Here is a 14,614-nt window from a genome sequence, read left to right as displayed (position 1 = left end):
CGCGGGGGACGGCGGGAGGCGCGGGGCCGGGCTCAACACTAGCGACCCGCGTTCCCTTGCGATTACTGGCAACACACGCATCAATGCTCCGAGGGAATCAATCTATGCAAAGTGCATCTTGGACCAGCATCGGTCGTGCGTCCTACGATCCAGACATGGAAACCCCTCTCGCGTCGACCCCAGCCACCGCTCCCAACGGCTCGCCGGACACCACGCCCGTGTCCCCCTCGCCCGGCACTGCGGCCACCGTGCTGCGCGTCGGACCGCTCATGCCGCAGCTGGAGAAGGAGCTCATCGCCGAGTTCGACGCTCCACGCATCTCGGCCGTCGCCGACGAGCTGACACCGGAGCGCGAGCAGGAGCTCACGCAGGTGCGCGTCGTCGTCACGGGCGGACGCTTCGGCGTGTCCGCAGCGCTCATGGACCGCCTCCCCGCCCTCGAGGCGATCGTGAACTTCGGGGTCGGCTACGACACGACCGACACCGTCGAAGCCCGCGAGCGCGGCATCGCGCTCAGCAACACCCCCGATGTCCTGAACGACTGCGTCGCCGACACCGCCCTCTCGCTCCTGCTCGACGTGTACCGGGGCATCAGCGCCTCCGACCGCTACGTGCGAGCCGGCTCCTGGGCCTCGGGCAACTTCCCGCTCACGACCAGATTCACGGGAACCAGAGTCGGCATCGTCGGCCTCGGGCGGATCGGCTCCGCCATCGCGCAGCGTCTGCAGGGCTTCGACTGCCGCATCAGCTACCACAACCGCCGCGAGATCCCGGGCTCCCCGTTCCCGTACGTCGACTCGCTCGTCGAGCTCGCACGCCGCAGCGACGCCCTGGTCGTGGCCGCGGCGGGAGGGCCGGACTCGCAGAAGCTCATCTCCGCAGAGGTCCTCGAGGCGCTCGGCCCGGACGGGGTGCTCGTGAACATCGCCCGTGGCTCCGTCGTCGACGAGGACGCGCTCGTGGCCGCCCTGACGGCCGGCACGATCCGCGGCGCCGGCCTCGACGTGTTCGCGGACGAGCCGAACGTGCCAGAGGAGCTCCTCGACCTCGACAACGTCGTCCTGCTCCCCCACCTCGGCAGCGGGACCGTCGAGACCCGAGCGGACATGCGGCAGCTCGTCCTCGACAACCTCTCGTCCTGGCTCGAGAACGGCACCCTGCTCACCCCCGTGAAGCTCTGAGCACCCCAGTGAAGCTCTGAGCAGGCCAGTGCAGCGCTGAGCGCGCCGGTTGACTGCTCAGCGCACCTGACCACACGAGGAAGACCTCACCCCGGTTCGGGTGAGGTCTTCCTCGTGTCACGGGCTTTCGACGGGGGGGGGCGGAACCGGTGGCGCCGTCGGGCTACCGGTGGCGACACCCAACCCCGGTGTCGACTCAGCGCCACCGGTGTCGACTCAGCGCCACCAGCGGCGACTCAGCACGACTGGCGGTGGCTCAGTACTTGGCGGGCAGCTGAATGCGCCCCTCGACCATGCGAGGAACGCCCCACTCATTGGCGTCGCGCAGCGCCTCGGGCAGGAGAGCGTCTGGCACGTCCTGGTAGGCGACGGGGCGCAGGAACCGTTCGATGGCGAGCGCCCCGACCGACGTCGAGCGCGCATCCGACGTCGCCGGGTACGGCCCGCCGTGCACCATCGAGTAGCCGACCTCGACGCCGGTGGGCCAACCGTTGAAGAGGATGCGCCCGACCTTGCGCTCGAGCACGGGCAGGAGGGCTCGGGCCTCGTCGGCGTCAGCGTCGGCCGCGAGGACCGTTGCCGTCAGCTGCCCCTCGAGCTGCTCCGCGAACTCGCGAAGCTGCTCGGTGCCGTCGTAGCGCAGGACAAGCCCGGCGGCGCCGAAGATCTCGCCCTCGAGCGCTTCGCCGAAGGCCTCGACGGCATCGCTGAACACGATCGGCGCCGGGGCGTTCGCCGCAGTGTCGGCCTGCCCACGCGCGACGACCGTCGCACCGGAGGCCTCGCGTTCGGCGACCCCTTCACGGTAGGCGTCGCCGATGCCGGACGTGAGCATGGTCTGGCCGTTCGCCGCGGCGATGCGAGTGCCCACCTCGGCGAGGAAGGCGTCTCCTGACTCACCGCTCGGCACGAGGACGACCCCGGGGTTGGTGCAGAACTGGCCGGAGCCCAGCGTGAGCGAGCCGACGTAGTCGGCTGCGACCTTCGCTGGGTCGGCGGCGAGCGCCGCCGACAGGACGAACACGGGGTTGACGCTGCTCATCTCGGCGTAGACCGGGATCGGCTCCGCTCGCTGCTGGGCGACGCGCACGAGGGCGAGCCCGCCGGAACGTGAGCCGGTGAAGCCCACCGCCTTGATGCGCGGGTCGGCCACGAGGCCCTGCCCGATGACCCGCCCGGAGCCGTACAGCTGCGAGAAGACGCCGCTCGGCAGGCCGGAGGCCTCGACGGCGCGCGCGATCGCGTGGCCGACGAGCGCCGCCGTGCCCAGGTGGCCGCTGTGCGCCTTCACCACGACGGGACTGCCCGACGCGAGCGCGGAGGCCGTGTCGCCGCCCGCCGTCGAGAACGCGAGCGGGAAGTTGCTCGCGCCGAAGACGGCGACGGGGCCGAGCGGGATCTTCCGCTGGCGGATGTCGGCGCGCGGGAGGGGCGCCCTGTCCGGCAGCGCCTCGTCGACGCGGGCCCCATGCCAGCTGCCCTCCGCCACGACCTTGGCGAAGAGGCGCAGCTGCCCGGTCGTGCGCCCGACCTCGCCGGTCAGCCGCGCGACCGGGAGCCCGGTCTCCTCGTGGGCGCGGGCGATGATCTCGTCCTTGTCGGCCTCGATCTCCGCCGCGATCCGCTCCAGGAAGGCCGCCCGATCAGCCGGTGACGTCGAGCGGTACTCGTCGAACGCCTCGTGCGCCGCCTGAATGGCGGCCTCGAGCTCCTCGCTCGTGTTGCTGCGGAAGGTCGGCGCGAGCACCGCCCCGTCCGCGGCGCGACGAGCAACGAGCTCGTCGCCGCCCCCGAGTTCGCTGCTTCCGGCGATGAGCGAATGTGGTGCCAGCGTCATTGCGTGCCTTTCTTCGTGCGTTGGAGCGAGCCTCGCGCGTTGGAGCGAGGCCCGTGCGTTAGAGCGAGCCTCATGCGTTGGAGCGAGCCTCGCGCTGTGGTGAGTCCTCCTTCGAGGCTATGGCCGACCACCGACAGTGGCGCTTCAGAATCTGCATGACCCGATGCCGATTCGACATGCACGCAGCACGCGCCTCCCTCCTCTCACGGGGCAGGTCCTTTCCTGGCGCGGGGCGGGTTCGGGCGTGAACCGCTCAGCGGCCGCCCTCGTCCTCGCCCTCGTCCTCGTTCCCGACTTCCCCCGCCGAGCCAGCCTCGTACTCCCCCAGGTCGCCCGCGTCCCGGTCCCACGCGTCGAGCACGGGACCCACGATGCGCCAGAGCTCCTCGGCGACATCCCCACGCACGGAGAGCAGCGTGCTGCCGCCGAGCATGCCGGCGATCACCCTCGCGTAGGGGTCAGCGCTGTTGTCGTCGGCGGGGGCGTCGAGCGGGATGCGCGTCGGCTCCGCTCCCGGATCGGCGGGCGTCAGGACGATCTCCTGCCTCGCAGCCCCGATGGCCTTCCCGGAGCGCAGAAGGAACGGGATGCCCCGCCACCTCGGCGTCTCGACCCGCAGCGTGATCTCCGCGAGCGTCTCGGTGCCGCGCTCGGGTTCCACGTCCTCTTCGTCGACGTACGCCGGGAGCTGCTTGCCGCCGACCTCGCCCGCCGTGTAGCGCGCCCGGCGTGCAGAGACCGGCTCGTCGTCCCACACGCTCACGTTGCGGAGCACGTCGATCATGGCGTCGTCGAGCGTGCCGACCGGCTCGCCGGGGTGCGCCGCATCGCGCGCGCTCTCCTGGTCGCCCGGCCGTTCCATGGCCGTGAGCGCGAGCATGAGCATGAGGTGGCTCTGCAGCATGTCGCGCAGCGCACCGGTCTCGTCGTAGAAGGCGCCGCGTCCCTCGATGCCGAGCTCCTCCTCGAAGACGATCTCGACCCGCCCGAGGGGGCCGCCCTCGCTCGCCTCGACGAGGGGGACGCCGCTCGCGTCGACGACCTCGCGTGAGCGCATCAGCTCGACGGCGGCCGGCGTGCCCAGGAAGTGGTCGATGCGCCACAGTCGCTCGTCGGGCACGACTTTGGCGAGGGCCTCGTTGAGTTCCCGTGCGTCGGCCTCGCTCTCTCCGAAGGGCTTCTCGATCGCGATCCGCAGCTCTCCCGGCAGCTCGAGCTCGGCAAGCGCCGCAGCGACCTTCTTGCCCATGGCGGGCGGCAGGGCGATGTAGAGCAGCGGCGCGGTCGGGCACGCATCGAGCAGCTCCCGCAGCTCCTCGGGCGACGATGCGTCGGTCGCCACGAACTCGGACCTCGCCACGAGCCCATCGATGGTCGCGGCGGACACGCTGGCGGCCTCGAGGCTGCGGCGGACGACGCCCCGCCACTCGTCGCGGGACTGCGGCGTGCGGGCCGCCCCGATGAGGTGCACCTCGACCTCCGGGCTCGCGTCGACGACCTTCGCGATGCCGGGCAGCAGCAATCGCTCCGTCAGGTCGCCGCCCGCGCCGAGGATGGCGATCGTGCGTCTGATCGGGCCGCCGATGGCGATCTCCGGAATCTCGGGCGTCTCGGTGCTCGTGTCCATGCGGCCTCGCAATGCTGGTCTCGGGATGCGGGTCTTGGGATGCCGGTCCCTGTGCGGCTCGTTCCGGCGCGAGACTACGCGCCCGTGCCCGGGAATCCTCCGGAGCCGCCCGACCTCGACAGCTGCTCCGGTTTCGGCACCGGGGCTGAGACCGACACCGGCAGCGGCACCGACCCCGGGGCCAGCACCGGCACGATGCCGTAGTCGAACTCGCCGAGGTAGCGGAACACGTCCCCGAGCAGCGGCGCCCGCAGGCGCACGTCGACGCACTGGCGCCCGTCGCCCTCCGGATGCGCGCGCTCGTCGAGCGTCATCGTGACGATGCGCGGCAGCGGGATGCGCAGGTGCCGGATGGGTGACACGGTGCCCGCCCCGTGCACGCCGTGCACGCCGCGAACCCGGCGCACCCCACGCACCCCGGACACCCAGCGCGTCAGCAGGCGCGGCACGCGGAGCCGGAGCGCGAGCCGCGTCGATCGCATCCGCAGACCGCCGTCTTCGACGGACAGCTCGAGCTCGACCTCGAGCCCGCGACGCCTGCCGAGCCGGTCGACGAGGCGCGGCCGCGCTCCCGGGCTGCGGATGACGCTCATGGTGTCCTCCATCACGCGGGTCACGTGGGAGAACTCGAACTCCCGTCGCGCGGAGAGTGACTCGGGCCCATCCGGCCGGTTGACGACGGTGAACGGCACGTCGCGGCCGCGCTCGGGGAAGAGGACGTGACGCCACGCGAGCCAGGCGAGCACCGGGCGCAGCAGCCGGTAGCGGGAACCGGCCCAGGCGTAGACGCCTCGCCCGCGGCCCTCATGCCCGGCCGGGATCGGCCCGAAGTAGCGCTGGAGCTGGGCGTCGAGTCGCGCGAAGTCATCACCGAGCACCGCCTCGGAGACGGACAGCGACCCCACGGCCCGCGGCTCGACGCCAAGCCCGACGCCGGCCCCGACGCCAGGCTCGGGCTCGGGCTCGGGCTCGGGCTCGGGCTCGGGCTCGGGTACGCCAGCGCGGTCCATCTCGCGGTCCAGCCCGCACTTCATCCCACGCTCCGCCGCACCCTCTCCCCCGGCCATCAGGCCCTCACATCGGAGGCCAGCGCGAGGAGCTCGCGCAGCGGGGCCCGCACGACGGGGATCCGCGTGAGTGGCAGCGTCATCCGCAGCAGGTTGAGCGCGCGGTCCAGGATGCGGCCCGTGCGCTCGCGCCCGGGCGAGGAGTCGTAGACCCAGAGCAGCGCGAGCAGCAGGTGGCTCAGCACGAGCGCCTGCGGCAGGCCAGCCCTGAACTCGTCGGGAAGCGGCGACTTCGCCCCCTCGACGGCGCTCTCGAAGAGCCCCCGGATCACCGCGAGCGCCGGCGCCGATTCCTCGGAGAGCGGGTTGATGGGCGAGCGCGGCGACACCGAGGCCGCGAGGAACTCCGGGGCGTGCGAATGGTAGGGCTCGAGCTGCTCGAGTCCGGTGCGGTAGACGACGGCGAGGCGATCGACGAGGTCGCGCACCCCGTCGAGCTGTGGTTCGGCTGCGGCAGCGTGCCCGAGCTGGACGTCGAGGTACAGCTCCTGCACGAGGTGGTTCTTGGTGGCGAAGTGGTAGTTGGTGGTGCCGACCGACACCCCGGCCTCGTCGGCGATGCGCCGCACCGTCGTGGCGTCGTACCCGCGCTCGCGGAAGGACCGGAGTGCGATGTCGCGGATGAGGGCGCGGGTCCGCTCGCGCTTCGTGGGTGCCGCTCCCGGTTCGATCATCTCGCCGCTCTCAGAACTGAACATGTTCAGAAAGTACTACACTCGGCCACATGGAACCGAAGAACCACGCCGAGCAGTCCCCCGTCCCCAGCCGACGCCGCGTCGTCATCGCCGGGGCAAGCGGGTTCGTGGGCCGAGCCCTCGCCGCCGATTTCGAGCGCGACGGCTGGGAGATCACGCGCATCGGCAGACACGAGTCGGTGCGCTGGGGCGACCCCGCGGCGATCCAGCGGGCGATCGACGGCGCCGAGGTGCTCATCAACCTCGCCGGCAAGTCCGTGAACTGCCGCTACACCGAGGCCAACAGGAACGAGATCCTGCGCTCGCGGGTCGAGACGACGAGCGCACTGCGGGTCGCCGTCGAGACCGCGGCCGCCCCTCCGCGCGTCTGGTTCAACGCGTCGACGGCCACCATCTACCGCCATGCCACCGACCGGCCGAACACGGAGTCGACGGGCGAGCTAGGGCAGGGCTTCTCCGTCGACGTCGCCCGCAGCTGGGAGCACGCGTTCTTCGAGGGCGAGCTGCCCGGCACTCGTCGGGTCGCGCTCCGCATGGCGATCGTGCTCGGCGACGGCCCCGCCGCGAGCAAGCTCTTCACGCTTGCCCGCATCGGCCTCGGCGGGCCCAACATCGACGGCTGGGCGCCGAACCACCGTCGCTACCGGGGCATCGGCAGCGCGCCGAGCGGCGACGGACGCGCCCCGCAGTACCGCACGAGAGGCCGCCAGAAGTTCAGCTGGGTGCATGTCGACGATGTCGTCGGGGCCGTCCGCTTCCTCCTCGACCGAGCGGAGCTCGACGGCGTCGTGAACGTGTCCAGCCCGAACCCGAGCGACAACCGCACCCTCATGGCGGGCATCCGCCGCGCCGTGCGGGCCCCCTTCGGCATGCCGTCCTGGCGGTGGATGCTCGAGCCCGCGATGGCCGTGCTGCGCACCGAGCCCGAGCTCATCCTGAAGAGCCGGTGGGTGCTGCCCGAGCGCCTCACGGAGGCCGGCTACCACTTTGTGCACCCCGAACTCAACCCCACGCTGCGGCAGGTCGCCCGGGAGCTAGGCTGAGCCGCACCCCCACCCCCACCCACCTCGGCAGGTTCGGAGAACGCTCCCCTCGATGACGCACGCCACCGCACGCCTCGCGCACCTCGCGGAGTTCTTCGCACCCGAGAACGGCCCCGTTTCCGAGGACGACCGCCCCGTCGGGCTCGCCATCGGCAACTGCCAAGCAGAATCGCTCCGTCTCGCGCTCGGCGACGACGTCCGCTTCGTGCGCACGCCGCCGGTGCACGAGCTCGAGGCCACCGACCTCCCGTACCTCGAAGCCTGGCTCGGCCGCGCGAGCTTCCTCGTCTCCCAGCCCGTGCGCGACGACTACCGCGGGCTGCCCGTCGGCACTCGACAGCTCGCAGCACAGCTGCCGAGCGACGCGCGCATGGCCCTGTTCCCCGTCATCCGGTTCGCTGGCCTCTACCCCTTCCAGGCGATCATCCGCCCACCGTCCGACACCTCGCTGGTGCCACCCCTCGTGCCGTACCACGACCTCCGCATCCTGGCCGAGGCGGCGGGGGTGGATGCGCTCCCCGTGTCCGCCTCGCGGAACGCGGTCGCGGCCGTCGCCGCCGAGTCGATCGCCCAGCTGCGCACCCGCGAGGAGCACCACGGCACCGTGACGGTCTCCGAGCTCTTCCGGCACCCCACGTTCGCGCAGGCGCGCACGATCAACCACCCCGGCAACCCCATCTGGCTCGAGACCGCGAGCCGCGTGCGCGATCGCCTCGGCCTCCCGGAGGTGGCCATCACCCTCGACCGCGAGATCCTGAACTCCATCCACGCACCCCGCGAGCAGTCCGTCATCGACACGTGGGGGCTCGAGGACGTCGCGACCGAGTCGTGGACCGTCGAAGGCAAGGCCATCCCGGCCGACCGCATTCGCGATGCCCACCTCGCCTGGTACCGGGAGCACCCGGACGCCGTCGCGGCGGGGCTCGCCAGGCACGGGGCGACGTTGGAAGCGCTGAGGGCCGCGTGAGCACCACGCCCCTGCTCCTCCACCGCGACGACGAGACCCACGGCGTCGACCAATACGCGCGCGCCGTCGCGACAGCCGTCGCGAAGCTCGACTCCGCCGTCACATACCGCAGTGCGCACGGGCTCGACTCCTCGCAGCTCGCGCACGTCCACTTCACCGACCGCCTCTGGGGCAGCACCCCCGAACGCGCCGCCGAGCGGTTCGAGCGCCTCGCCGCGCGCGGACCCGTGAGCGTCACCCTCCACGACGTCCCACAGCCCTCCGACGGTGAACGCGGCTTCCCCCGTCGCACCGACTGCTACCGCAGGGTCGTGGCGGCCGCGGCCGGCACCGTCTGCAACAGCGCCCACGAGCAGCGACTCCTCGAGCTCGCCCTCGGCCGCCGCGTGGAGGTGCACGTCGTGCCGCTCCCGGCGCAGCCACCGCAGCCCCGCCCCGCCGACTGGCAGCCGAGCGACGAGATCGCCGTGCTCGGCTTCTACTACCCGGGCAAGGGGCACCTCGAGGTCGTCGAGGCCGTCGCCACCATCCCGGCCTCCGATCGTCCGCGCGTCGTGGCCCTCGGATGCGCGTCCGCCGGGCACGAGCAGGAGCTCGTCGACCTCGGCAGGTACGCGGCCGAGCTGGGCGTCGAGTTCACGAGCACCGGGTTCCTCTCCCCCGAGGATCGCCTCGCGCGCAGCCGGGCCGTCGCCGTGCCGATCATCGCGCACCAGCACGTGTCGGCCTCCGGCTCCCTCACCGACTGGCTGTCCGCAGGCCGCAGGCCGCTCACGGTCGACTCCGACTACTTCCGCGAGATGGACACCATCCGCCCGAAGACCATGCTGCTCGTCCGGGATGGCCAGCTCGCCGAGGCGCTGCGAGGTGCGCTCCGCGAGCCCGAGTCGACGTGGCTCGACGAGACCACGTCGACCTCCCCGAGCATCGAGGAGATCGCCCGCGCCTACCTCAGCTGGTGGGCGGCGCTGTGAGCGCAAGCGCATCCGAGCTGCCCCCGTTCGGCCGCTCGGTGCCCGGCAACCGCTGGGACCTCGCCCTCGCTGACGCTGGCTCCAGCAATGACGGTGGCGGTGGCGCTGGCGCTGGCGCTGATGCACGTGCCGGGAACCCCGAACCGCGAAGCGTCTCGGTCATCGTCGTGCACTTCGAGCAGCAGTCGGAGCTCGACCGCACCCTCGCCGCCCTCGCGCGGCAGACGCATCCGGCCGAGCTGCTCGAGGTCATCGTCGTCGATGACGGGTCGCGAGCGGCGCCACGTGTGCCACCGGGGGTGCGCCTCCTCGTCCAAGAAGACCTCGGCTTCCGGGCCGGTGCCGCGAGGAACCTCGGCGCGCGCGCCGCGACGGGCGACGTGCTGTGCTTCCTCGACGCCGACACCGCACCGGAGCCCGAGTACGTGTCGCGGATGGCGGCGCTCCCGTCCCTCCTCCCGGAGGCTGTCGTCGCGGGGCACCGCAAGCACGCGGACTTCGCCGGCATCGACACAGACGCTGCGATCGAGGCCGCCGGGCCCGAGCACGAACTCGAGGAACCCGCCTGGCTCGCCGACGCCTACCGTGATTCGCGCAGGCTGCTCGATGCCGACGACCGCTCCTACCGGTTCGTCATCGGCGCCGTCTTCTCCTGCACCCGCTGGTTCTTCGACCAGACGGGTGGCTTCGACGAGGACTTCCTCGGCTACGGCGGCGAAGACTGGGAGTGGGCCCACCGAGCCTGGCTCGCCGGGGCGGTGCTCGCCTACGAGCCGGCCGCCGTGGCGTGGCACGACGGCCCGGACTGGGCGGGAAGGACCGCCGCCGACGCAGATAGCCAGGTGCACAAGAACGACGAGACCCTGCTGCTCTCACGGAAGATCGGCGTCGACGGCTCTCGACCCCGCGCACTCCGCACGGCGGCCCCCGACGTCATCGCCGTACTGGCCGCTGCGCCGAGCGCGGGCGCCGCCTTCGTCTGCGTGGACAGCCTCCTCGAGCACCTCCCCCACGCGAGCGTCGTCGTCCCGGACGAGCACCACCGGGTCTTCGGTTCGGACACGAGGGTGGTCCCAGCCTCGCGCGCCCTCCCTCGCGGGCGAGTCCGCATCGAGATCGACGCCGCCGTGCGCTTCGATCGACCCGAGGCAGGTACCCTGCAGCGCGCCGTGTCCGAGGTCGGCATCTCCGACCTCGGGGCGGTCCGCCTCGGCGAGCACGTCGTCGTGAGGTCGGAGCGCGCGCTCCGTCGCACCGAGCGCTGGGGTGCGGCCGCCGCGTGGCGCACCGAGCAGCGGCCCGACGCCACGGTCCGGGCCCTGCCCGGCGACGTCAGCGTCGCCGCCCATCTCGGCGGATGGCTCTCCCTCGACTGAACGCCCCGCACGTGGATGCCGCACCGGTGAACGCCGCGCACGTGAATGCCGCACACGAGAATGCCGCACACGAGCGACATGGGCGCGGAATGCTCGAAACTAGGGAAAAATAGCAAGGTCGCACTAACCCGAGGCGTCTCGCGGCTCAGTTCCCGCACATCCGAAGCACGTCGACCGCACCAAGCAGGAGGCCACCGCGTGGCAGCAGCGCAGACGACCGGGCCGAGGCGCCTCATCGTGCAGACCGCGATGAGCGTCAAGCGCTGGCTCGCCCCGGCGACGGCCCTCTTCGTGTCGCACCAGCTCTGCGAGGTGGCGGTGCCGGTCGTGGTGGGCCTCGTCATCGACCGAGGCATCGTCGACCGGGACGTACCCCAGCTCGCGGTGTGGGTCGCGGTGCTCGTCGCCGTCTTCGTGCTGCTGGCCTGGTCGTACCGGACCGGCGTCTACTTCCTCGTGAACGGCATCCAGCGAGCACACCACGAGCTGCGGATGCGGGTGAGCGAGCGGAGCCTCGACCCCCGCGGATTCGGCGACCGGCAGCGGCCCACGGGTGAGCTGCTCGGCGTCGGCGGGTCCGACGTGCAGCGGGTCGCGTTCGGGGGTCTCCTCTTCGTGCACCCCGTCGCCGAGCTCGCCGCCGTCATCGCCGCCGGCGCCGTGCTCATCAGCATCGCCTGGCCGCTCGGGGTCGCCGTGATCGTCGGCGGCCCCCTCTTCCTCCTGCTGCTCGACCGCTTCGGCAGGCACCTGCGCGCGCGGGCCGAAGACCAGCAGCGGCTCACTGCCGACTCCGCGTCGCTCGCCGCCAACGCCATCGCGGGGTTCCGCACCCTCACAGCACTCGGGGCGACGGGCCGGGCCGCCCGCAGCTATGCGGAGGCGAGCCAGCGGGCGCGCGTCGCGGCGATCGCCACGAGGCGAGCCGAGGCGTGGTTCGTGGGCGTCTCGAGCACCGCGACGGGGATCTTCGTCGTCGCGATCGGCCTCATCGCCGCGGCCCTCGCCGCCCAGGGCAGCATCACGGTCGGGCAGCTCATCACCGTCGTCGGCGTCGTCCAGGTCGTCATGGGCCCCATGGAAGCGCTCGCCGTCAACGTGGGTGCCGTGTGGGCGCGAGCCGGCGCCTCCGCGAAGCGCGTGCTCTCCCTGCTCCAGGCCCCCTATGCGCGGGAGCCGCGCGAAGGCGACGGACCAGCCGTCGACCCGAGTGCGGAGACCTCAGGCGGCGCGTCGGCCCGCGAACGCCCGACCGCAGCGCGCCCGGTCCCTGTGGGCCTGACCCCGGCACTCGCGGTCTCCGGCCTCACCGGCGCGCACCTCCGCGAGGTGAGCTTCACGGTCGAGCGGGGCGAGATCATCGGCGTCGTCGCCGACGCCCACGACGCCGCCGAGCTCGTCGGACTGCTCGGCGGGCGCATCCACCCGCCCCTCGGCACCATCACGGTCGACGGGCTCCCGCTCGCGGAAGTCGACGCCGAACGCCTCCACGAGCTCGTGACCGCGGCGCCCCACGCCGCCCACACCGTTCCGGGCACCGTCGCGGCGAACGTCGTCGGCGTGACCGGGGTCGCCGGCGCGCGACGATCGCCCGACGACGCGCTCGCGGCCGCCGCCTTCGAGGACGTGCTCGAGCAGCTGCCGAACGGCATCCGCACCCCACTCGGCGGTGCGGGGCGCACCCTCTCCGGCGGCCAGCGCCAGCGGCTCGCCCTCGCCAGGGCCCTCGCCGCCCCGGCCCCCGTCCTCGTGCTGCACGAGCCGACCGGATCCATCGACGCCGTCACCGAGCAGCACATCGGCGAGCGGATGCGCACGGCAACGGCCCAGCGCGCGACCGTCGTGGTCTGCTCCAACCCGCAGCTCCTCGTCAGGACCGACCGCGTGCTCGTGCTCCGCGACGGCAGCATCGCGGCAGAGGGAACCCACGACGAACTGATGTCGACGGACCCCCGCTACGCGGAGGCGGTCGCATGACGGGCGTGCACTCGTCGGCCAAGCCCACGACGCTGCCGATCGCGAGCGGCAAGCGCGCAGCCAGGCTCGCCTGGCATCTGCTCACCCTTCGCCCGTGGATGCTCGTGCTCTCGATCGCCCTGCTCGGGGCCGCCGCGGGCGCAGCACTGCTCGTGCCCACGGGGCTGGGGCGCCTCGTCGACGCCGTCACGGGCGTCGACCACAGCCTCCTCGACGTCGCGCTCCTGCTCATCGCCGGGATCGCGGGCAGCGCGGCCCTCGGCGCCCTCGGCTCGATGGCGCTCGCCGCGGTCCTGGAGACGGCGCTCGCCCGCCTCCGCGAGGACTTCGTCTCCGCCGCGCTCTCCCTGCCGCCCGTCCTCGTCGACGAGATCGCCGACGGCGAGCTCGTCTCCCGGGCCACCGACGACGTCGACACCGTCGGCGAGGTGACCACGGGCGCCGTGCCTGCCGTCGTCTCGGCGGGCCTCGCGGTCATCGCGACGGGCATCGGCCTCGCCGTCCTCAACCCCCTGTTCCTGCTCGCCATGCTCACCGTCGTGCCCGTGCACGCCTTCGCCTTGTGGCGCTACCTGCGGAAGGCGCCACGCCTCTACGCCGCCGAGCGGGTCGCCGTCGCGGCGCGCTCCCGCGAGATGGTCTCCGCCATCCAGGCCCTCCCCACCGTGCACGCCTTCGGGTGGGGCAAGGCCATCACCGAGCGCATCCGCACGCGCTCCTGGAACGTGCTGCGCTGGTCGCTGCGCACCCGCATCGTGCAGAGCCGCTTCGGGTTCCGCATGAACATGGCCGAGGCCGTCGGCCTGGCATCGGTCCTCCTCGTCGGCGCCTGGCTCGCCTTCAGCGGTTCGGCGACGATCGGTGAGGTCACGACCGCGGCGCTCCTCTTCCAAGCCCTCTTCGGGCCCTTCATCGCGCTGCTCATGCTCGTCGACGACCTGCAGTCGGCGGGCGCCTCGCTCGCCCGCGTCGCCGGCGTCATCCAGCTCGCTCCGGCACGGGCCGGGCTCTCCGCGCCCGCCTCCGCGGCAGGGGCCGCGATCGCCGCCGCCGTCGCCGGGGAACCAGCCACCCCCGATGTGGAGCTGCGCGGTGTCGTCGCCGCATACCCTGGCCGCCCGGCGGTCCTCTGGATCGACGAGCTGCGCATCCCGGCAGGCCAGCGCGTCGCGATCGTCGGCTCGTCCGGCGCAGGCAAGAGCACCCTCGCGCGCGTGCTGATGGGGCTCCTCCACGTGCGCGAAGGGCGTGTCGACGTCGCCGGTCTCGACCCGGCGCTCATGGAGGAGAACGAGCGGGCGCGACGGGTCGTGATGGTGAGCCAGGACGTGCACGTCTTCTCGGGAACCCTCCGCCACAACCTCCTCATGGCGCGCGAGAACGCAAGTGACTCGGAGCTGCACGAAGCCCTCGAATCGGTCGCGGGGCCACGATGGCGGCACACGTTCGCCGACGGCCTCGAGACGCTCATCGGCGAGGGCAACGCCGAGCTCACGGCCACGGATGCGCACCGGCTCGCCCTCGCTCGTGCGCTCGTGACCCGCGCCTCCATCGTCATCCTCGACGAGGCGACGGCCGACGCCGACACGACCGACGCACGCGCCCTCGAGGCCGCGGCACGGCGAGCCCTCGCGGGGCGGACGGTCGTCACCGTCGCCCACCACCTGACGCAGGCGAGCAGCGCCGAACGGGTGCTCGTCATGGAGCACGGCCGCATCGTGGAGGACGGAACGCACGACGAGCTGCTCGATTCCGAGGGCCCCTACCGTGAGCTGTGGGCCGCCTGGTCGTCGCACCGATCCCGCGCGCCCCGCGAGCAGCGGGCCGAGCCCAGCGGCACGACCGACACCGAGAGGCACCGCGACTGACG

11 protein-coding genes are annotated in these 14,614 nt (G+C 72.5%); 7 read left to right on the top strand and 4 right to left on the bottom strand.

The features are described from left to right. The first annotated feature begins 155 nt into the window (after positions 1 to 155). On the top strand, positions 156 to 1,181 hold the full coding sequence (locus tag C5E06_RS07380; protein WP_104306471.1) for a 2-hydroxyacid dehydrogenase: 1,026 nt from the start codon (positions 156 to 158) through the stop codon (positions 1,179 to 1,181). A gap of 256 nt (positions 1,182 to 1,437) precedes the next feature. On the opposite strand, the gene C5E06_RS07375 is transcribed toward C5E06_RS07380, so the two are convergent. The 4 genes from C5E06_RS07375 to C5E06_RS07360 form a co-directional block, all read right to left on the bottom strand. Further along, on the bottom strand, positions 1,438 to 3,018 hold the full coding sequence (locus tag C5E06_RS07375) for an aldehyde dehydrogenase (NADP(+)) (RefSeq protein ID WP_104306470.1): 1,581 nt from the start codon (positions 3,016 to 3,018) through the stop codon (positions 1,438 to 1,440). 253 nt (positions 3,019 to 3,271) lie between these two features. Beyond that, the gene (locus C5E06_RS07370; protein ID WP_104306469.1) at positions 3,272 to 4,645 is read right to left on the bottom strand and encodes a glucose-6-phosphate dehydrogenase; all 1,374 of its coding nucleotides are present in this window, start codon (positions 4,643 to 4,645) and stop codon (positions 3,272 to 3,274) included. A gap of 74 nt (positions 4,646 to 4,719) precedes the next feature. Beyond that, on the bottom strand, positions 4,720 to 5,679 hold the full coding sequence (locus C5E06_RS07365; RefSeq protein WP_181062913.1) for a DUF4166 domain-containing protein: 960 nt from the start codon (positions 5,677 to 5,679) through the stop codon (positions 4,720 to 4,722). A gap of 32 nt (positions 5,680 to 5,711) precedes the next feature. Next, complete coding sequence (locus C5E06_RS07360; RefSeq protein ID WP_104306467.1) at positions 5,712 to 6,410, bottom strand: TetR/AcrR family transcriptional regulator; 699 nt, start codon at positions 6,408 to 6,410, stop codon at positions 5,712 to 5,714. A gap of 26 nt (positions 6,411 to 6,436) precedes the next feature. Here C5E06_RS07360 and C5E06_RS07355 point away from each other — a divergent pair, with 26 nt between their 5' ends. The 6 genes from C5E06_RS07355 (at position 6,437) to C5E06_RS07335 (ending at position 14,612) form a co-directional block, all read left to right on the top strand. After that, on the top strand, positions 6,437 to 7,450 hold the full coding sequence (locus C5E06_RS07355; protein WP_104306466.1) for an epimerase: 1,014 nt from the start codon (positions 6,437 to 6,439) through the stop codon (positions 7,448 to 7,450). 52 nt (positions 7,451 to 7,502) lie between these two features. Further along, the gene (locus tag C5E06_RS07350; protein ID WP_104306465.1) at positions 7,503 to 8,417 is read left to right on the top strand and encodes a WcbI family polysaccharide biosynthesis putative acetyltransferase; all 915 of its coding nucleotides are present in this window, start codon (positions 7,503 to 7,505) and stop codon (positions 8,415 to 8,417) included. Beyond that, complete coding sequence (locus C5E06_RS19590) at positions 8,414 to 9,391, top strand: hypothetical protein (RefSeq protein ID WP_181059598.1); 978 nt, start codon at positions 8,414 to 8,416, stop codon at positions 9,389 to 9,391. The genes C5E06_RS07350 and C5E06_RS19590 overlap by 4 nt, the downstream gene beginning before the upstream one ends. After that, positions 9,388 to 10,767 (top strand): glycosyltransferase family 2 protein, encoded by a 1,380-nt coding sequence (locus tag C5E06_RS07345; RefSeq protein WP_258067555.1) that lies wholly within the window; start codon positions 9,388 to 9,390, stop codon positions 10,765 to 10,767. Before C5E06_RS19590 ends, C5E06_RS07345 begins: the two co-directional genes overlap by 4 nt. A 198-nt stretch (positions 10,768 to 10,965) precedes the next feature. Further along, positions 10,966 to 12,744, top strand: coding sequence for an ABC transporter ATP-binding protein (locus C5E06_RS07340; RefSeq protein ID WP_181062912.1), 1,779 nt, complete (start codon positions 10,966 to 10,968; stop codon positions 12,742 to 12,744). Beyond that, positions 12,741 to 14,612 (top strand): ABC transporter ATP-binding protein, encoded by a 1,872-nt coding sequence (locus C5E06_RS07335; RefSeq protein ID WP_104306462.1) that lies wholly within the window; start codon positions 12,741 to 12,743, stop codon positions 14,610 to 14,612. Before C5E06_RS07340 ends, C5E06_RS07335 begins: the two co-directional genes overlap by 4 nt. Positions 14,613 to 14,614 lie beyond the last annotated feature (2 nt).

The sequence above is a fragment of the Pseudoclavibacter sp. RFBI5 genome (genome assembly GCF_002931395.1).
GTDB lineage: Bacteria > Actinomycetota > Actinomycetes > Actinomycetales > Microbacteriaceae > Pseudoclavibacter.
Note: the sequence above shows the minus strand (reverse complement) of the source record. Positions and strands in the feature narration are given on the sequence as shown.

Bases quoted from the DNA above. Each gene is read 5' to 3' on its own strand.
- C5E06_RS07360 (WP_104306467.1), bottom strand. From the start codon at position 6,410: ATGTTCAGTTCTGAGAGCGGCGAGATGATCGAACCGGGAGCGGCACCC.
- C5E06_RS07365 (WP_181062913.1), bottom strand. From the start codon at position 5,679: ATGAAGTGCGGGCTGGACCGCGAGATGGACCGCGCTGGCGTACCCGAG.
- C5E06_RS07375 (WP_104306470.1), bottom strand. From the start codon at position 3,018: ATGACGCTGGCACCACATTCGCTCATCGCCGGAAGCAGCGAACTCGGG.
- C5E06_RS07335 (WP_104306462.1), top strand. From the start codon at position 12,741: ATGACGGGCGTGCACTCGTCGGCCAAGCCCACGACGCTGCCGATCGCG.
- C5E06_RS07350 (WP_104306465.1), top strand. From the start codon at position 7,503: ATGACGCACGCCACCGCACGCCTCGCGCACCTCGCGGAGTTCTTCGCA.
- C5E06_RS07380 (WP_104306471.1), top strand. From the start codon at position 156: ATGGAAACCCCTCTCGCGTCGACCCCAGCCACCGCTCCCAACGGCTCG.
- C5E06_RS07370 (WP_104306469.1), bottom strand. From the start codon at position 4,645: ATGGACACGAGCACCGAGACGCCCGAGATTCCGGAGATCGCCATCGGC.
- C5E06_RS07355 (WP_104306466.1), top strand. From the start codon at position 6,437: ATGGAACCGAAGAACCACGCCGAGCAGTCCCCCGTCCCCAGCCGACGC.